At 72.8% G+C, this 18,751-nt stretch carries 16 protein-coding genes; 3 read left to right on the plus strand and 13 right to left on the minus strand.

The window, feature by feature from the left end; genetic code table 11:
* The first annotated feature begins 134 nt into the window (after window positions 1–134).
* Together ACGFQ9_RS14280 and ACGFQ9_RS14285 are read left to right on the plus strand one after the other, a co-directional pair.
* Window positions 135–884, plus strand: coding sequence for a helix-turn-helix transcriptional regulator (locus ACGFQ9_RS14280; protein WP_393574053.1), 750 nt, complete (start codon window positions 135–137; stop codon window positions 882–884).
* Window positions 885–930: 46 nt separating this feature from the next.
* Window positions 931–1,806 carry a sterol desaturase family protein gene (locus tag ACGFQ9_RS14285; protein ID WP_393574054.1) on the plus strand — a complete coding sequence of 292 codons (876 nt, stop codon included), beginning with the start codon at window positions 931–933 and terminating at the stop codon, window positions 1,804–1,806.
* A gap of 84 nt (window positions 1,807–1,890) precedes the next feature.
* Here the strand turns inward: ACGFQ9_RS14285 and ACGFQ9_RS14290 are convergent, their stop codons facing one another.
* The 13 genes from ACGFQ9_RS14290 to ACGFQ9_RS14350 all read right to left on the minus strand — a co-directional run bounded on the left by ACGFQ9_RS14290 (window position 1,891) and on the right by ACGFQ9_RS14350 (window position 16,992).
* Entirely contained in the window at window positions 1,891–3,051 is a 1,161-nt protein-coding gene (locus ACGFQ9_RS14290) for a nitric oxide synthase oxygenase (protein ID WP_393574294.1), read from the minus strand.
* Window positions 3,052–3,304: 253 nt separating this feature from the next.
* Window positions 3,305–3,964, minus strand: coding sequence for a sterol desaturase family protein (locus ACGFQ9_RS14295; RefSeq protein WP_393574055.1), 660 nt, complete (start codon window positions 3,962–3,964; stop codon window positions 3,305–3,307).
* Entirely contained in the window at window positions 3,961–4,803 is an 843-nt protein-coding gene (locus tag ACGFQ9_RS14300; protein ID WP_393574056.1) for an SDR family oxidoreductase, read from the minus strand. Before ACGFQ9_RS14300 ends, ACGFQ9_RS14295 begins: the two co-directional genes overlap by 4 nt.
* 101 nt (window positions 4,804–4,904) lie before the next feature.
* On the minus strand, window positions 4,905–5,441 hold the full coding sequence (locus ACGFQ9_RS14305) for a flavin reductase family protein (RefSeq protein ID WP_393574057.1): 537 nt from the start codon (window positions 5,439–5,441) through the stop codon (window positions 4,905–4,907).
* On the minus strand, window positions 5,438–5,932 hold the full coding sequence (locus tag ACGFQ9_RS14310; protein WP_393574058.1) for a type II toxin-antitoxin system RatA family toxin: 495 nt from the start codon (window positions 5,930–5,932) through the stop codon (window positions 5,438–5,440). Before ACGFQ9_RS14310 ends, ACGFQ9_RS14305 begins: the two co-directional genes overlap by 4 nt.
* A 1-nt stretch (window position 5,933) precedes the next feature.
* Window positions 5,934–7,199 carry an aspartate aminotransferase family protein gene (locus tag ACGFQ9_RS14315; protein ID WP_393574295.1) on the minus strand — a complete coding sequence of 422 codons (1,266 nt, stop codon included), beginning with the start codon at window positions 7,197–7,199 and terminating at the stop codon, window positions 5,934–5,936.
* A 65-nt stretch (window positions 7,200–7,264) separates the two neighbouring features.
* Window positions 7,265–8,341 carry an SDR family oxidoreductase gene (locus ACGFQ9_RS14320; protein ID WP_393574059.1) on the minus strand — a complete coding sequence of 359 codons (1,077 nt, stop codon included), beginning with the start codon at window positions 8,339–8,341 and terminating at the stop codon, window positions 7,265–7,267.
* A 235-nt stretch (window positions 8,342–8,576) separates the two neighbouring features.
* Window positions 8,577–9,710 (minus strand): acyl-CoA dehydrogenase, encoded by a 1,134-nt coding sequence (locus ACGFQ9_RS14325; protein WP_393574060.1) that lies wholly within the window; start codon window positions 9,708–9,710, stop codon window positions 8,577–8,579.
* A 401-nt stretch (window positions 9,711–10,111) separates the two neighbouring features.
* Complete coding sequence (locus tag ACGFQ9_RS14330; RefSeq protein WP_393574061.1) at window positions 10,112–12,373, minus strand: MMPL family transporter; 2,262 nt, start codon at window positions 12,371–12,373, stop codon at window positions 10,112–10,114.
* A gap of 188 nt (window positions 12,374–12,561) precedes the next feature.
* A complete protein-coding gene (locus ACGFQ9_RS14335; RefSeq protein WP_393574062.1) occupies window positions 12,562–13,968 on the minus strand; it encodes an ATP-binding protein in 1,407 nt (468 codons plus the stop codon).
* A gap of 40 nt (window positions 13,969–14,008) precedes the next feature.
* Window positions 14,009–14,692, minus strand: a complete 684-nt coding sequence (locus ACGFQ9_RS14340) for a response regulator transcription factor (protein WP_393574063.1) — start codon at window positions 14,690–14,692, stop codon at window positions 14,009–14,011.
* A gap of 284 nt (window positions 14,693–14,976) precedes the next feature.
* A complete protein-coding gene (locus ACGFQ9_RS14345) occupies window positions 14,977–16,152 on the minus strand; it encodes an agmatine deiminase family protein (protein WP_393574064.1) in 1,176 nt (391 codons plus the stop codon).
* 246 nt (window positions 16,153–16,398) lie between these two features.
* Window positions 16,399–16,992, minus strand: a complete 594-nt coding sequence (locus ACGFQ9_RS14350; protein WP_393574065.1) for a TetR/AcrR family transcriptional regulator — start codon at window positions 16,990–16,992, stop codon at window positions 16,399–16,401.
* Between the two features lie 114 nt (window positions 16,993–17,106).
* Between ACGFQ9_RS14350 and ACGFQ9_RS14355 the strand changes: the two genes are divergently transcribed.
* Complete coding sequence (locus ACGFQ9_RS14355; protein ID WP_393574066.1) at window positions 17,107–18,678, plus strand: serine/threonine-protein kinase; 1,572 nt, start codon at window positions 17,107–17,109, stop codon at window positions 18,676–18,678.
* Window positions 18,679–18,751 lie beyond the last annotated feature (73 nt).

Consider the following 18,751-nt stretch of genomic DNA (forward strand, 5'->3'; position numbering starts at 1 on the left):
CCGGGGGAGCGGCGGGAACAGGCCGTTCCCCGGGCGCCCTCCGGCCAACGCCGTTCAGAGCGCCGCGTGTCCGGGGATAACCCCACCGTCGATGACGTTGCCCCGTGTGAGGTCGGGTGGGTCGGGTGTCGCCGGTGACGCAGAGGTGGAACGGCACGGTGTTCCTGGAGCCCGGCCGGCTCACGTTCCACGGACGGATCGGGTCGGCCCACGCCCACGCCCACGCCGCCGTGCAGATCGTGATCGTCACGTCCGGCACGGTCGAACTGACCGACCGGCACGGCCACGCCCGCCCGGTCCGCGGCGCGGTCATCCCCGCCCGCGCGCTGCACACCGTACGCGCCCTCGACGCCTGGGGGACCCTGGTGTACTGCGACACGGACTCCGTCCTCGGCCGCGCCGTGCGGTCCCGCCCGGCAGCGGGCGACCGGATCGCCGACTGGGTCGGGGCCGGGCCGCCCGACGGACCGGGAGACCTGGCGCGGCTCGTGGCCAGGGAGCACCCGGCCGGCCCCGCCCACCCCGCCGTACGCGCGGCGACCGCCCGCATCCGGACCCTCCTGGGCGGGCCGATCCGGCTGGAGGACGTGGCGGCCGCCGCGGGGATCTCCCCCAGCCGGCTGGGGCACCTCTTCGCGCAGGAGGTCGGCATGTCCTTCCCGACCTACCTGCGGTGGGCGCGCCTGCGCCGAGCCATCGAACTCGTCCGGGCCGGCTCGACCCTCACCCGCGCCGCGCACGGCGCCGGCTTCTCCGACAGCTCGCACCTCACCCGGGTCGTGCACGAGATGTTCGGCACCGCACCCTCGGAACTCCTGCGCGGTCTGCGGTGGGAGGGGCCCGCCGGCGCGGAGGCGGCGCCGCACGGGACGCACGCGGGATAGCGGATCCGTACAAGCCGGGGGCGCCGACGGAGCGCACGCTGGCGGCATGGTCGAACCCCTCATCCGGTACGGATACGTCCCGTTGCTCCTGGTCGGTGTGAACGGGACCGGTATCGCGCTGGCGGCCGCCGGCGCGTCGAAGGTGTGGCTGCTCGTGCTGCTCGGCGCGGCCGTCGCCGCCTCGTTCGCGGCCGAACGGCTGCTTCCCTACGCGGACGCGTGGAACGTCCCGATGGCCGACCGCCGCCGGGACGTCCTCCACGCCGTCGTCAACGAGACCCTCATCCTGGCGAGCGTCGCCTCGCTGCCGCTGCTCGCCGGCGCCGTCACGGCCGCCGGCGTGTGGCCCTCCGCCTGGCCGTTCCCCCTTCAGGTGCTGCTGGCGGTGCTGGTGGCCGACGCGGGCATCACCCTGGTGCACTTCGCGAGCCACAAGGTGGGCCTGCTGTGGCGGTTCCACGCCGTGCACCACTCGGTCAAGCGCTTCTACGGCTTCAACGGGCTGATGAAACACCCCCTGCACCAGAGCGTGGAACTGGCCGCCGGCGTCGCGCCCCTCCTGCTCGCCGGAATGCCCGTGGACGTTGCCGCCGCCCTCGCCCTGACCGTCGCCGTGCAGCTGCTCCTGCAGCACTCCAACGCCGACTACCGGGTCGGGCCGCTGCGCTACGTGCTGTCGCTCAACGAGGGCCACCGCTTCCACCACCTGAAGTGGGCCGGGATCGGCGACGTCAACTTCGGTCTCTTCACCCTGGTGTGGGACCGGATGCTCGGCACCTACTCCTTCGACCCCGGCCGCCGGTTCTCCAGCGACGACCTGGGCATCGCGGCCAAGCCCCGCTATCCGACGGCCTATCTGGCCCAGTTGTCCGAGCCGTTCCGGCCCCGGGGCACGTGCACGCCGGGAACGGACGGCGGCTGAGGCCGACCGGGCACGCGGCGGCGGGCCGGTTCCCGCCCGGCCCGCCCGGTGCCCCGTCGGTCAGCCCGTCGGTCAGCGCGTCCGTCAGCCGTGGCCGAAGGGGCATCCGCCGCGGCCACGCTCCCGGGCGTCCTCGTCCAGGTAGAAGTTGGGGCGCTGGTCGGCCTCGTCGTAGTAGCGGTGGAAGACCGGGGTGATGCCGCCGGACACGGGCGGCACGATCCAGCTCCAGTCGGCGGGCACGCTCCGGCCCTGCTTCTCCTCCTTGGCCAGGTGCGTCATGAAGTGCCGGGACTCGGTGTGGTGGTCGCTGATCTTGACGCCGGCCCGGTTGAAGGAGTGCAGCACGGCCACGTTGAGCTCGACCAGGGCACGGTCGCGCCACAGGGTGGCCTCGCTGCCGGTGTCGAGGCCGAGGTGCTCGGCGATCACGGGCAGCAGGTTGAACCGGTCGGCGTCGACCAGGTTGCGGCCGCCGATCTCGGTGCCCATGTACCAGCCGTTGAACGGCGCCATCGGGTAGTCGACTCCGCCGATCCGCAGCCGCATGTTGGAGATGGCCGGGACCGCGTGCCAGCGCAGGCCGAGGTCGGCGAACGTGGGCCGGTCGGGGTGGGTGAGGTGCACTTCGAGCACGAGGTCCCGCGGGACCTCGAACAGCTCCGGTTTGTCCTCCCCTGCCTCGATGACCCAGGGCAGTACGTCCCAGGCACCGCCGGGCGCCTGCCAGCCCAGGCGCCGTACGGAGTCGGTGAACTCGGTGTAGGTGGGGTCGCCGAGGACCGTCCCGTCCTCCTGGCGGTATCCGGCGTAGCGGATGAGCTGGTCGTTCCACACCCGCGGCGCCCGGCGCTCCGGGGTGTCCGGGGCGAAGACGGAGATGAGCGGCCGGATGCGGCCGCCGTTGGTGGCCTGGCGCAGGTGCTCGCACAGGTACCGGTGGACGTCCTCGGCGGTGGTGGCGTCGCGGCGGTCCAGGACGCGCAGGCTCTTCCAGTACAGGCGGCCGATGCACCGGCTGGAGTTCCGCCAGGCCACCCGGGCGCCGAAGGCGAGCTCGTCGGCGGTGTGGGTGTAGGTGCCGGTCCCGTCGATCTGTGCGCGGACCTGCTGGAGCCGTGCGGCGAGCGGCACGGCCTGGTCGGGGTGCTCGCCGTGGTGGAGGCGTACGAACTCCTCCGCTTCGTCCCGGTCGGCTTCGGCGGGGTGCGGCCGGCTGACCGGCGCGGGCCGGGAAACCGGCATGCCGGTGTCGTCGGTGACGGTGTCGAGGGTGTAGATGCGAGCCAGAAGCGTTTCGGAGTTCATCAGTTCCTCGCGGATGGCGTTCGGCTCCGGCATCCGGTCCTTGAGGCAGACGGGCGTGCCGGGTCGGCGGTGGCGCGACGGAGGCGCGGGCACCCACGCGGGGGCATCGACGACGACAGGGGGTCAGTCGTGGGCCGCGGGGTGCCCGCGCCGGCAGGGGGCCGGGTCGCAGGACCGGCAGGGACGGACGTCAGGCGGCAAGGTCCTTGGACCGGGACTCCCGGGCGATGGAGGTCCCGAACAGCTCGTCCCAGTACGGGGCCGAGATGCCGAAGCCCTTCGTGTCGTCGCGGAAGTGGTGGCGCATGTGGAGCGACCGCAGGTGCCGCATCAGCCTGCTCTTCGGGGTGGCGAGGTGCAGGTAGAGGTGGAACAGGTCGTAGGTCAGGTAGCCGAAGGTGTATCCGGCGCCGAAGACCAGCGGCAGCGAGCCGACGCCCGAGGCCAGGTAGATCGTTCCGCCGACCATCGGGATGCTGAGCAGCGGGCTGAGGATGGAGCGGCGCGGGTCCGTGGGGTAGTCGTGGTGGATGCCGTGCAGGATGTAGTGCAGGCGCGCTCCGAAGCCCTTCTCGGGCTCGTAGTGCAGCACGATGCGGTGACCCCAGTACTCCGACAGGGTCCAGGTCAGGTAGCCCGCGGCCGCCCATCCGGCCAGCGCCCAGCCGCCGGCCTCACCGAGGGAGAACCACACGCAGGCGGCGATCACCGGGGTGAACATGACGACGGTGGTGACCGGGTGGACGTGGATGAGGTGGTCCAGCCAGCGCACGCCGACGACCGCGGGTGCCTTCCCTCGGCGGACGGCCCCCTTGTAGTTGTCGGGGCGGGCGGGTGTCGCGGAGGTCACGCACCGGCTCCTTCCGCGCTGGGGACCTTCACCCGGGCCTCGTAGGCGATGCGGGCCTGGTAGTTGGTGGTGCGCAGCAGCTGGTCCGCCTTGAGGAAGCGGCCCATCGCGTCCCGCCACGGCTGGGGCAGCAGGAACAGCGAGCGGGTCACCGGGTTGGTCCAGCCCGGCACGTACCGGTTGTAGACCGGGCGGCGGGCGGTCCGCAGCACCGCCTTGGCGATGTCGTCGGGGGTGAGCAGCGGCACGAAGCGGCCCTTGCCGACGCCCGAGGTCAGCTCGGTCTGGGCGGGGATGGGCAGGATGATGGACAGGTCCACCCCGCTGCCGCGGAGTTCGGCGCGGACGCCCTCGGACAGGCCCACGACGCCGTGCTTGGCGGCCGAGTACGTGGCGCAGCCGGGCAGGCCGATCATGCCGACGGCCGAGACCATGTTGATGATGTGGCCGCGGCCCCGGGCGCGCATCGGGCCGATGGCCGTCTTCATGCCGTTCAGGGTGCCGATGAGGTTGACGCCGAGCTGGTGGGCGGTGTCCTCGTCGGACTCCTTCTCGAAGGGCCCCACGATCATTTCGCCCGCGTTGTTGACGAAGATGTCGATCGCGCCGAGGTCGGCCTCGACGGCGTTCCAGAAGGCCTGGACGCCGGCCGGGTCGGTGACGTCCAGCGGGTAGGCCCGGGCGCCGATGTCGGCCGCGACCTTGGCGGCGAAGTCGTGGTTGCGCGCGCCGATGGCCACCTTGGCGCCGGCGGCGATGAACTGCTCGGCGGTGGCACGGCCGATGCCGCGGCTGCCGCCGGTGATCGCGACGATCTTGTTCCTGATGTCCCTGGGCACGGTGGGAAGCCTCCAGAAGAGTGCCGGTCGGTACGGGGCGGGTGGTGCGTGGCGATGGGAGCGCGCCGATGTGTGTGCGGCGATGTGGATGCGGCGGTGGGTCAGGCGAGGATGCGGAAGGCGCGGTTGTGCCAGAGCAGCGGATGCCCGCCGCCCAGGCCGAGCCGGCGCACTCCGGCGGTGAGGATGGTGTGGTCTCCGCCGGGATGGGCGGCGTCGACGGTGCAGGCCAGCCAGGCCAGCGCGTCGTCGAGGACGGGCAGGCCGTCCTCCAGGTGGTGCGCGGTGGCCGCGAACCGGGCGTCCTGGCCGACCTCGGGGTCGGCGAACCGGCGGGCGAGATGCCCCTGGTCCTCGCGCAGGACGTTGACGGCCAGCCTTCCGGTGCTGCGGATCCGGGCCAGGGTGCGGCTCCGGTTCGCCGCACAGGCCAGGATCATCGGAGGGTCGAGGGAGAGGGAGCACACGGCGCTCGCCGTCATGCCCGCCATCCCGCTGCCGTCGGGTCCGGCGGTGGTCAGCACGGTGACACCGGACGGGAGGTGTGCCAGGACCTCCTTGAACTCCCGGGCCGTCACCGGCGCCGCGGAACCGCTCCGGTGCGGGGCGACGGCGGCGGCCGCGAGGGCGCCGCTCACGCCGCGTCCGCTCCGGCCGAGGCTCCGACGGGTTCGGCCTCCGGGGTGGTGAGGGTGATGTGCTCGCCCAGCAGTCCGCGCAGGATGAGGCCGATCGCCTCGACGAGGGCCTCGCAGGCGATCGGGTCGATGATCGGGGCGAGGGTCGGCATGCCGAGGTCGAAGCGGGCGGCGAACCGCACGGTGACCGTGCCGTCGGCGTGGCCGTCCACGGTCCACGCCCCGTCGAACCGGTCGAAGTCACCGTCGGTCTGGGTGAACTCGATGGTCAGGTTGTCGGCGTCGATGCGGTCGCGTTCGGTCCAGCACAGGATGCCGTTGCGGAAGTTGACCGACCACTCGGAGTCCAGGACGTCGCTGCCGTTGTCGGTGACGGCCACCTCGCGGACGGCGTCCGTGTACGTGGGGTAGGCGGAGAAGTCCCGCAGGCGTTCGAAGACGGCCGGAGCGGTCGAGTCGGGTACGAGGGCGTCGAGGGTCACCTCGGGCATGTCAGCGTGTCCCCTTCGTGGGTGCGGAGGTCCGGGCCAGAGCGGTGGCCGCGGAGGTGAAGACGTCGGTGATCCGGTCCAGGTCGTCGGGCGTGAGCACCGCGGGCGGGGTCAGCCGCACGACCCGGTGGGCGTTCAGGGAGTGGTTGACCAGCAGGCCCGACTCCAGCAGGTGCATGACGAGCTGGCCGGCGGCCCCTTCGTCGCGCATCTCGATGCCCAGCAGCAGACCGCGGCCGCGGATGTCTGCCACCACCCCGCCGAGCAGTGGGGCCAGTGCACCGCGGAGGCGGCCCAGCAGGTCCTCGCCCAGGGCGCGGGCCCGCTCCACCAGGCCCTCCTCGCGGATCGCGGCGACGGCCGCCGCGGCGGCCGCCATCGCCACCGGGGAGGCGGCGAAGGTGGAGGTGTGCAGGAAGGGGTCCTTGTCGAAGGGCGCGTACGCCTCGGGCGTGGCGACCGCGGCGGCCACGGGGATGACACCGCCGCTGAGGTTCTTGCCGACCAGCAGTACGTCCGGCCGCAGCCCCTCGGCGTCGGCGCCCCACCACGTGCCCAGGCGGCCGAGGCCGGTCTGGATCTCGTCCAGGACGAACATCGCCCCGTGCTCGGCGCACAGCCGCTGCACCCGGGTGAGGTAACCGGGCGGCGGCAGGACGGCCCCGCCCTCGCCCTGCACGGGTTCGAGGATCACGCAGGCCGGGCCGCCGGCGGCGAGCGCCCGCCCGAGGGCGTCGGCGTCGCCGTACGGGACGTGCTCGGCCGGCAGCAGGGGCCGGAACGGGTCCTGGTAGAGGGGCTTGGCCGTGACGGCGAGCGCGCCGGTGGTCTTGCCGTGGTACCCGCCGACCGCGGAGATCAGCCGGTGCCTGCCGTGGGCGCGGGCGAGCTTGATCGCGGTCTCGGTGGCCTCGGCACCAGAGTTGACGAAGTGGACCCGCTCCAGGCCGGGGGGTGTGACGGAGGCGAGCTCCGCCGCCGCGGTGGCCGCGACCGGCTCCAGGAGCATCCGGGTCGCCATGGGGTGCCGGTGGATCTGGTCGACCACGGCCGCCACCACGCGGGGGTGGCGGTGGCCGAGGAGGAACACGCCGTAGCCGCCGCAGTCCAGGTACTCCTTGCCGTCCGCGTCCCACACACGGCTGCCCTCGGACGCCACCTCCATGACGGCGCCGGTCAGCGAGGCGAGACGGGCCCGGCCCTTGCTCAGGTGCCGGCGGTAGATGCCCAGCACCTCCGGGGCCGGTACGCCGGACGGGCCGGTCATGGTGCCGGTGCCGGTGCCGGTGCCGGTGCCGGTGCCGGTGCCGGTCGCGGGAAGCGTCAGCTCGCTCATGCCGGGACCTGCCCGCCTGCGAGGACCGGCTCCGGCAGGCGGCGGACCATGCCCTTGGCGTGGGCCATGTAGCCCACCGACGTCCGCAGGGCCGCCTCGAGCCCGTCCGGGCGCGGCGCCGCCGGGACGCCGGCGACCCGGCCGAGGCTGCTGGGGAACACGTGACCGTGGGCGAACAGCGCCGTCATGGCCAGCATGTCGTCGAACCGGCGGCGCGCCCTGGGGTGCAGGTTCGCGATGAACACCGGACGGATGAGCCGGTCGACCATCTCCGGGCCGACCATGCGCGGCCGCACGGGGTTGAGGCCGAGCTCGTCGGCGGTGTCACCGATGACCTGCATGACCCGCTCGGTGCTGAGCGCGCTGTTCCCGGCGGTGACCCAGACCTCGCCGTCACGCCGGTCCTGCCGGATCAGACCGGCGATGGTGGAGGCGACCAGGTCCTGCGGCACGAAGTCGACGGGTGAATCGGCGGGCACCGGCACGAGCGGGAGCAGCCCGCGCAGCAGGCCGTGGATGATGCCGTGCATGCCCTGGAAGGCGGAGATCTCACCGGTGACGGAGTCCCCGATGACCACCGAAGGGCGGATGATCACAGCGGGGACCCCGGACGAGCGCACCACGTCCTCGCCGGCCCGCTTGGAGTCCAGGTAGTCCTCCGGCCGCGCGGTGGCGTCCCCGTGGTCCTGACCGAGCTGCGCCCGGGTCAGGTCGGTGCGGTCCACGAAGGCCGTGGACACGTGGTGGAGCACGGCGCCGGCGTCCGCGGCGAGCTCCGTCATCCGGCGGGTGCCCGCCTCGTTGAGCGCGTGGGTGGCCTCGGGGCCGTTGGAGAAGCCGGTGACGGCCGCACAGTGCACGATCACGTCGACCCGCGCGGCCAGCCTGCGGTAGGCGTCCGGGTCGAGGCCGAGCCGGGGCGCGGTCAGGTCGCCGGCCAGCTGCTCGTCGGCGCCGGCGGCGGGGGTGCGGTGGATCAGGGCGATGACATGGCAGTCGGACAGCTGGGGAAGGAGTGCGCTGCCCACGACACCGGAGGCGCCGGTGAGCAGAACGGTGGGATGGCTGGGCACGATCGGGCACCTCACGGACGGGTCAGTGGGCGTACGGGAATCGAAGCCGGGTCGCGGCCGGCGGTGGCACGGCCGGAGCGGTCGCGGCGTGCGTGCGCGGCACGCGGCCGGGAACCGCGAGCGGAGAGCGGAGAGCGGGAAGACCGGGAGGTGAAGGGAGGTGAGCGAAGGTCCCTTCCGGCTCCCGTTCCCGGCTGCGGGAAGGGCGCGCCGGCCCGGGTTCCCGAGCGGAGGATCAGGGGATGCGCAGGGGCGCGTGGCCGGTGAAGTACTCGGTCAGCGGGGCGGCCATCCGGGCCCGCGACGGCGGGTGGAAGGACAGCGCGCGACAGGCGGAGTTGAGGTAGGCGATGTCCCCGGAGCCGATGAAGGCCATGCCGCCGAGCGCCTCCACGCACAGGGACAGGACCCGGCCGATCGTGTCCTGGGCGGAGTAACGGCACATCAGGGAACGGGTCAGGGTGTCCTCGGTGACGTTGCCGCCGGCCACTTCGGCGGCGAGCCCGTCCAGTCCGAGGGCGACCGTCTCGACGGAGGTCACCGCTTCGGCGGCGACGGTCGCGTCCGCGCGGGCGTCGCGCAGGAGCCGCTCGACCAGGGCGGAGGCGGCCCCGAGGTAGCTCGCCGTCATGAGGGCCTCGAACCAGACGAAGCCGACGGTCTGCAGCTGGTCCAGGCGTCCGTCGGCGGTGACGTCCGTACGGACCAGCAGCTCTTCCGGGACCTCGACGTCGTCCAGCACGACCTCTTCGCTCTCGGCGCCGGCCAGCACCGGGCTGCCCCAGAACGGCCTGACGGACAACCCGGGGGACTCGGCGGGGATCAGGGCGAAGGCCAGCCGGTCGGTGCCGTCCGGGCCGGGCAGCGGCAGGGACGCGGTGAGCAGGTTCATGGAGTGGGCGAGGCTGCACGGCTTCTTGGAGCCGCTCAGGAACACCTTGTCGCCCTCGGTGCGGGCGGTCAGGGAAGGGCTCAGGATGCCCTGACCGGTCCGTCCCTCGGCGAAGCCGGAGGCGAGCAGCAGGTTGTCCTTGGCGATGGCGGCGAGCAGCAGCCACTCCATGCCGTTGCTCGCGGCCGCCGCCTCGACCATGGACGCCACGGAGAAGTGGTGCATGGTGGTCGCCACGGCCAGGGACGGGGAGCGGGAGCCGAGCGCCCGCTGCACGTTCAGGGCGGTCCGCAGGTCGGCGCCGCGCCCGCCATGCTCGGCCGGGACCAGCAGGCCCGGACCGTCGGCGTCACGGAAGAGCTTCACCCCCGGGCCGCCGGCTGCCTCCAGATCGGCCAGCGGGGTGCCGGCCAGGTGCTCGTCGAGGCCGGGCAGCACTCGCTCGAGGACAGTACGTTCACGCTGCAGGAACCGCATGGACCGGGACCCCCCACTGGTCGCTCGACACGTATGCCGTCGTCGGGACGCCCTGCGGGTGGATCTCGGTCGGGACGTCCCAGCGGCACGGCCCACGCTATGAGCTCCAGATGCAGCGCCCATGCAGCGGAAGTCAAGGTTCCGCTCAGGAGTTCGACACGTTCTCGCGTGGGTGAACCCGCACGTGAAGCCCTCATGCCGGGGTGTGAAGAGTTCCCGGGTGTCCTGTTCATCCAGCACATTGACCCGGCCGCCCGTCCTCCGTCCGGGATTCCGGTTCGGGGCGCCGGAACGCCGGAACACCGGAACGCAGGAAACGCCGACGGGGCGCGGGCCGTGTCGGCCCGCGCCCCGTCGGCGTCCGTACGCCGGACGTACGCCAGTCATATGCCGGTCGTACGTCAGTCCTTGAGGCCGATCTTCTCGTGCAGCCGGGCCAGCGGCCGCGGTGCCCACCAGTTGGCACGGCCGGCCAGGCGCATGAACGCCGGCACGAGGACGCCGCGGACCAGTGTGGCGTCGACGATGACGGCCAGCGCCAGCCCGATGCCGAGCAGCTTGATCGGGAGCAGGGAGGAGGTGGCGAAGGCCAGCAGGACCGTGGCGACCAGGGCGGCGGCCGCGGTCACCAGCCGTCCGGTGCGCTCCAGGCCCCAGGAGACGGCGGATACGTTGTCGCCGGTGCGGTGGTACTCCTCCTTGATCCGCGACAGCAGGAAGACCTCGTAGTCCATGGAGAGGCCGAAGGCCACGCAGAACATCAGGATCGGTGTGTCGATGTCGAGCATCCCGGTCACCGAGAAGTCGCCGACCAGCCACTTCAGGTTGCCGTCCTGGAAGATGTACACCATCGCGCCGAACGTGGCCGTCAGGCTCAGCAGGTTGAGCACGATGGCCTTGACCGGGATCAGCAGGCTGCCGGTGAACAGGAACAGCAGCACGATCGTCGACAGCGCGATGATGCCCAGCGCCCAGGGCAGGTCCTCGCCGATGGTGTCCTTGGAGTCCACCAGCAGCGCGGCCTGCCCGCCGACGAGCACGTGGTCCGGTGCGGGCTGCGCACGCAGGGTCTTGACCAGGTCCATGCCGCGCTCGGAGTACGGCTCGGTGTCGGAGACCACCGACAGCCAGGTGCCGTGGTCACCCTTGAAGCGGTCGGAGGACGGGCCGGGCGGAGCGACCTGGGCGCCCTCGCTGTAGGAGCCGGTCAGGGCGTCCACCCGGGTGATGCCGGGCACCGTGGACAGCTGCTTGGCGTAGTCGGCCACCTTGCCCGAGGCCGAGGCCGCGTCGATGTCCGGCAGGACCACGTTCAGGGGCGAGCTCTCCCGGTTGTCGAACTGCTCGCGCAGCACCTGGGCCCCCTGGTACGCGGGGGAGCTCGCGGGCAGCACACGGTCGTCGCTGTCGCCGAACGTGGCCCGCATGAACGGCAGTCCCAGCGCCACCAGGACCGCCGCGACCGCGAGCGCGAACGGCACCGGGCGGCGCATCACCGCCGTGGCCAGGCCGTGCCAGAACCCCGCCTTGTCGGTGTGGGTGGCGGCCGGCTTCGCGTCGCGCCGGAACAGGCGCCGGACGTTCAGGGCGTCGATGCGGTGGCCGAGGACGGCCAGCAGCGCCGGCAGCACCACGACCGAGCCGAGCGCGGCCAGGATCACGACCGCGATCCCGGAGTAGGCGAAGGACCGCAGGTGGTACATGGGGAAGACGAGCATCGCCGACAGCGACACGGCGACCGTCAGCGCGGAGAACAGCACCGTGCGTCCCGCGGTGCGCACGGACTCGCCGATCGCCTCGTGGACGGTGCGGCCGCGGGCGAGCTCCTCGCGGTAGCGGGTGACGATGAACAGGCTGTAGTCGATGGCCAGACCGAGGCCCAGGGCGGTGGTGATGTTCACGGCGAACACCGACACCTGGACGAACATGTCCAGGATCCGCAGGATGACGAAGGAACCGATCACGGCGAAGATGCCGACGGCGAGGGGCATGCTCGCGGCCACCACGCTGCCGAACACCAGCAGCAGGATGATCAGGACCAGCGGACCGGACAGCAGCTCGGCCTTGTTGAGGTCCTCCTCGCTGATCCGCTCGATCTCCATGCGGACGGCGGTCACACCGGTCGCGGTGACCTTCAGCGAGCCCTGCTCGCCGACCACCTCGGGCACGATCCGTGCCGCGGTCTTCCTGATCTCGTCCTCGTCGCCGGACAGGCGCACCAGGATGAGTCCGGTGCGGCCGTCCTTCGAGCGCAGCGTCGCCGGCTTGTCCAGCGACCAGTAGGACGCCGCCTGCACCACGCCCCGCTCCCGGGACAGGCGGTCGGTCAGCGCCGTCGCCTCGTTGGCGATGCCGGGGTCGTCGACACCGGCGCCGGCGGAGGTGACCAGCACCAGGTGGGGGGAGCCGCCCCCGAAGCGGGTGTTGAGAATCGCGTCGGCGCGGGCCGACTCCGACGCCGGGGCGGTGATGCCGCCTTCCGACAGGCGGCTTTCCACATCGGAGCCGAATGGCACCGCGACCACCAGCGCCGCCAGGGTGATCAGCAGGACGACGAGCCTGCGCCGGGCCAGCCAGTGGCCGAGTGCGGCCAGGCCCTTGGGGGGAGCCGGCGGTGCGGCCTTGGGCGGCGTTGCGTTGCGGACGGTGGATTGGGTACCCACGCCTCCTCCTTGGAGGTGAGATCGGGCGAGCGGCCGGTTGGAGCCGCACACGAGGGGGTTTTCAGGGGCCGTACGGCAAGAGCCGGGCGGGCGGGCCGCGCGTGCCGGTGCCGGGCGTCAGCGTAGGAACCGGCGCTGCAGCGGTCCGGCAGGGCAGATACAGGAGAGGTGCAAGACTCGACCCAAGATCACCCCCGTTGGCCCGTGAGGCCGGCGGGGACGCCGGAACCGCGGGCGGGCAGGCGCACTTCGGCGTTCAGCCCGCCGCCGGGGGCGTCCTCCAGCAGCACCTGCCCGCTGTTGACGCGGGCCAGGCTGGCGGCGATGGCCAGGCCCAGCCCGGATCCCTCGGTGGAGGCCGCACGGGCCCCGCGCCAGAAGCGGTCACAGGCACGCGCCCGTTCGGCGGCGGTCATCCCGGGACCGGCGTCGATGCACCGCACCACCACCATGCCCGCCTCCTCGACCAGGCGGACCCGTACGGCCGAACCGGCCGGTGCCATGCGCAGGGCGTTGTCGAGGAACACGTCGAGGATCTGGTCGACGGTGCCGGCCACCGCCGATGCGACGAGGTCCCCCTCGCCGTCGACGGTCAGGGCGATGTCCCGGGGCTCCGCCACCAGCCGCCAGGACGCCACCCGTTCCTCGGCGACCGCCAGCACGTCCACCTCTTCCGCGGCCCGGGTCCCGGACTCGGCCCGGGCCAGGAGCAGCAGCGCGTTGAGGATGCCGGTCATCCGGTCCACCTCGTCGAGCGCCTGCTCCAGCCCGCGGCTGCCGTCCGGCTCGATGTGGGGTTCCAGGTTCTCCAGGCGCAGCCGCAAGGCCACGAGCGGGGACCTGAGCTGGTGGGAGGCGTCGGAGACGAACGACTTCTGCACCGTGACCTGGTGCTGGACCTGCTCGGCCAGGTGGTTGAAGGTCTCCGCGAGCACCCGGAGGTCCGGCGGACCGAGATGGACGGGCACGCGCGCGGTGTGGTCCCCGTCGGCGAACCGGCGTGCGGCCGCCTCCAGATAGCGCACGGGCCGCAGGATCCAGCGGGCCAGCGGCTCGGCCAGGAATCCGCTCATCGCCAGGGCCAGCGCCCCGATCACGGCGACCACCGCCCAGATCGTCCACTGCTCCAGCTGCAGGTCGTCCAGCTCCGAGCAGACCACGACGATGCCGACCAGCGTGCGCTCGTGGATGACCGGCACCGCCACGATCAGTTCATCGGTGACCTCGGAGACCTGCGGGTCGGACGAGTCGGTGAACCGGCCCTCCAGCGCCGTCCGTACGACCCCCTCCCGCGCGAGTTCCTCGGGGGAGAGCGCACACAGCGCCCCCTCCACCGAACGTCCCCGGTCGTCGTAGACGTGCGCCCGGGCGCCGGTGCCGTCCTGGTACTCGGCGATCCGCTGGCGTAATCCGGCCCGTTCACCCTCCTCCAGGGCCTCCACCGCCACGGGCACCAGCTCGCGCGCCTCGGCGGTCCGCGTGGCGGCGAGTTCCCGCAGCGCCTCGTCGCTCTGCTGCAGGGCCAGCGGCAGGCCCAATACCATGATCACCGCGCAGGGCAAGGCCACCAACGCGGCCACCAGATGACGCCGCACGCCAGAACCCCCCTTCGTCCCGCCCGCGGCAGCCGGCCGGTCACTGCTGGTCTGGCAGGACCAGGCGGAAGCCGACGCCCCGCACCGACTGGATCCACTCCCGCGCGCCGAGCTTGGTGCGCAGCGAACCGATGTGGACGTCCAGCGTGCGGGTCGAGCCGTGCCAGTTGGGATCCCAGACCTCGTTGATCAGGTCCTCCCTCCCGCACACCGCGCCGGCGTCCGTCAGGAGAGCGGCCAGCAGGTCGAACTCCCGGCGCGTCAGATGGACCTGCTCACCGTCCAGTTCCACCTGGCGCGTCCGCATGTCCACCATCAGCGGCCCGAAGGCGCAGTGCTCACCGCCACCGCCGGAGCCGCCGGGTGCCGCCGGCACGGGTGTGGGGGCGTGCACGCGGCGGGCGACCGCCTCCATCCGCGCCAGTAACTCACGCATGCTGTAGGGCTTGACCAGGTAGTCGTCCGCACCGGTCTGGAGCAGCAGCACCCGGTCGAGCTCCTCGTTGCGGGCCGTCACGGCGATGATCGGCACGGCCGAGGTCTCCCGGACGCGCCGGCAGACCTCCTGACCGTCCAGGTCGGGCAGCCCCAGATCCAGCAGTACGAACTCGGTGTCCGGCGCGGCCTTGAGAGCCTCCGCGCCGCTGCCCACCCAGTCCACGTCGTGCCCGAACCGCTGCAAGGCTTCGGTCAGTGCCTCGGCGATCCGTGTGTCGTCTTCCACCACGAGCACCTGCATCTTCGCACCCCCGGCACAGTGGAGCCGTCCCCCTGACGACCCACCCCGATCCGGATGCTACCGACCTGATCGAAAGGCACGGACGGAAAACCGGTCAGTAATAACGAACTTTTTGGAATCCGTTCCGAAATTTTGGCCCGCCATACATCACGGGCGAGACAAACCGGGAGTAAACGGCCGATCGCCACGGCGTGCGCCGAGTGGGAGGGTTCCCCGGGCGGCGGGCCGTGGCGGTGCCGGTGAAAGAGAGCCGAAAGGGCGGCGCGGGCTCAGGCGGCGGGCTTGCCGGGCTGGTCGTGGGTCGAGCAGTGGATGCCGCCTCCGCCCGAGGCGATCGTGTCGATCACGACCGGCACGATGTCCCGCTTGGGGAAGTGCTCCTGCAGGATGCCGCGGGCCCGGTCGTCGGCCTTGCGGTCGCCGAACCGCGGCATGAACACGGCGTCGTTGGCGACGTAGAAGTTGGCGTAGGTGGAGACGAAGTCGTCGCCCTCGCCGGTGATCCGGTTCAGGTCGGGCTGCGGCAGATCGATGACCTCCATGCGCCGGCCGCGTGCGTCGGTGGCCTTGGACAGGACGGACTTCGCCTGGTCGGCGGAGCGGGACCAGGAGTCCGGCGGGGTGCTCGGGTGCGCCCGGTCCAGCAGGATGACGCCGGGTTCGGTGAACCGTACGAGGCTGTCCACGTGGGCGTCGGTGATGTCCTGTCCGCGCACGCCGGCCAGCCAGATGACCTTCTCGACACCCAGGCTCTGCTTGAGCTCGGTCTCGATGGCGGCCTTGGACTTCCCCGGGTTGCGGTTGTCGTTGATGATCGAGCTCTCGGTGACGAGCAGGGTCCCCTCGCCGTCGGTCTCGAAGGAACCGCCCTCGGCGACCAGCGGCGCCTGCACCCGGGGAATCCCGTACTTCGGGAGCAGGGTCCGCCCGACCTTGCCGTCGTTCGCGTGCTGCTGCTTGTTGCCCCAGCCGTTGAAGTTGAAGTCGACCCCGACGACCTTGCCGCCCTCCTCGACGAAGACGGGCACGGTGTCGCGGGCCCACAGGTCGTCGACGGCCAGGGGGATCACCTCCACCTGGGAGCCGCAGGCCCGCTGGGCGGCGGCCACCTGGTCGGGGCGGGCCATCATGACGACCGCCTCGTACTTGCCGACGGCCCGCGCGATGCGCGCGATGTCCTGCCGTACGTAGGGCAGGTCGTCCTCCCAGACCGCGGACAGGGCCGGCCAGGACATGAAGGTGCGGGTGTGGCTCTCCCACTCGGCGCCCAGGCGGCGCTTCGGGCCGGCGGACGCCGACGGGGAGGCGCCGGTCGCGGAGCCGGCCGGGGATCCGGACCGCAGGCCCGTCTCGGCGGGGCCGCAGGCCGCGGCGCCGAAGGCGAGGGCGCCGAGCCCGGCGAGGGTGCGGAGAGCGGTCCGGCGGGTGGGGGGCTGATGCGGCACGGGAGAACTCCGATCGTGGACCGGCGGGACGGGTTCGTCCGGCCGGAGCGGGCGCGGGACGCGGCCAGGGGCGCGGGTCCCGGGCTCCTGTGACAAGGGTGCGCGTTCCTCACGCGGTCGGCCGCCCGGCAGGAAACGGAACGGCCGCCTGCCGCCACTCTGACACTGACTGGATTTTCAGTCAAACCGCGTCGCAGTCGGTGTCACGGTCGACGTGGCAGTCGGTGTCACGGTCGACGTCGTGCTCTACGTGATCGTCGCGGCCAGCCGGTCGACCTCCAGCCGGACCGCCGCCCGCAGCAGTTCCCGGGCGTGGGCCTGCCGGACCAGCCCGCTGAGCCAGCGGACGCTCAGCCCTTCCAGCAGGGCGGTCAGCCGCTCGGCGGCGGCCCCGGCGGCGGGGCCGGGCGCGCCCGGGCATGCGACGGTGAGCAGCTCCGCCACCTCGGCCGCCCAGGCCGCTCCGGCCGTGGCGAGCTCCTCCCGCAGCTCCGGGTCGAAGACCGAGTGCGCCCGCAGCTCCCCCCAGGCCGTGCTGTTCTCGCGGACCTCGGGCAGGTCCTGGAACTCCAGCAGCAGCATCCGTTCCAGCCGCTCCCGGGGATCCTCCGGGCCGGCGGCGGTCGGCTCCTGCGCGGCCGAGGTGTAACGGTCCGCCCGGTCGCCGATGAAGGCGAGGGCGTGGCGCAGGATGCCGGGCCGGTCCTTGAAGTGGTAGTAGACCAGGGCGGTGGACACGCCCGCCTCGGCCGCCACCTCGCTCACCCGCAGGCCCCGGACGCCCCGGCGTGCGATGACCCGGGCGGCACCTTCGAGGATGGTGCGTCTGCGGTCCGTCACGGTGTGATCCCTTCCTGGCGATGTCGCGTCTCGCATTGTCACACATTGACTGAAACTTCAGTTAGGGGCGACGATGCCGACAGGTCATTTCCGCCACGTTGAAAGAGCCACCCCATGTCCGCTCAGCTTTCCGGCGTGCAGCCGGCCCTCGCGGCCCTGTCCGCCGACGACCCCCACGAGATCGGCGGCTACCGCCTGCACGCTCGGCTCGGCGCCGGCGGCATGGGCGTGGTCTACCTGGCGTACACCCCGGGCGGCCGCCCGATCGCCCTGAAGGCCGTCCGCGGCGAGTTCGCGGCGGATCCCGCCTTCCGGGAGCGGTTCGCCCGCGAGGTGGCCAGCGCCCGCCGGATCCACGGCCTCTTCACGGCCCAGGTGGTCGACTTCGGGGTGGACGAACGCACGCCCTGGCTGGCCACCGCCTATGTGCCGGGCCCCTCGCTGCACGAGGTGGTGCGGCGGCACGGCCCGCTGCCGGTCCGTACGGTGCTGCTGCTCGTCGCGGGCATCGCCGAGGCGCTCCAGGCCATCCACGGCGCGGGCGTGGTCCACCGCGACCTCAAACCGGCCAACGTACTGCTCGCGGCGGACGGCCCGCGGGTGATCGACTTCGGCATCGCGCACGCGGCCGGCTCCACGGCCCTGACCGGGACCGGGCTGAGGATCGGCACCGCCGCGTTCATGGCCCCCGAGCAGGCGCTGGGCCACCCGGTGACCCCGGCCACCGACGTCTTCGCCCTCGGCGCGCTCGCCGCGCACGTCGCGGGCGGCGAGCCGCCGTTCGGGAGCGGACCGGAGTCCGGCGCCCTCTACCGGGTGGTCCACGAACACCCCGACCTGGGCCGGGTTCCCGCGGAGCTGGAGGAGATGGTCCGCTGGTGCCTGGCCAAGCAGCCGGCCGACCGGCCCACCACCGCCGAACTGATCGCGTACGTCCGCACCCACCCCGGCGTCGGACCCGGGCCGGAGTTCACCGACGGCTGGCTGCCGGCGCCGGTCCGGGAGGAGGTCGGAGCGGGGCGGGACAGCGGGTGGTCCGCCCCCACGGCGTCGGCGGCACCGGCGGCACCGGCAGCTCCAGCGGCACCGGCGGCGACGCGGTACGCGGACGGCGCGGGGCCGGACCCCGCCGGAGCGGTGCCCGCCGGCGTTCCGCTCCCCGTCCCGGCGGCGGGGGACGGCCGCCGGAGGCAGCGGCGCCCCCGGCGGCGTCTGCCCGCCGTGGCTCTGGCGGTGGCCGCGACCCTGCTGGCCTGCGGCGGAGCCGTGTACTGGTTCGACGTGGAGGATGCGGGTCAGGACGACCCCGGCGCCGCTTCCTACCTGCCCGGGTATCCGGGCACGACGCTCACCGCACCCGACGACGGCTACGAGTTCGACCTGGAGGCCGGGACGGTGGTGCCCGCGGACACGGCCTCCTGGTACCTCGCCCTGGAGGGCCGGTCCTTCGTGCCCTCCGAGGCGTCGGACGTGCACCTGGCCGACGGCGCGTCGCCGACGGCCGCCGAATGCGAGAAGGGCATCGAGACCAGACCGGTGACCGCCCTGCCCTTCACCGCGCTGGCGGAGCGGCGCCCGTTCTGCGTCCGCAGCCCGGACGGGACCCGGATCGCCGTCGTCCGGCTGGTGGAGGCGGCCGCCGACGGGCCGGTCACGATCCGGGTGGACCAGTACCGGCGTGAGTGAGTGGGGGAGCGGCGGAACCACGCCACCGCGCGCACCCGCGTCCCCATGCTTGACTGAATTTTCAGTCAACGCC

Origin of the sequence: Streptomyces sp. NPDC048603 (genome assembly GCF_043199475.1) — a bacterium.
GTDB lineage: Bacteria > Actinomycetota > Actinomycetes > Streptomycetales > Streptomycetaceae > Streptomyces.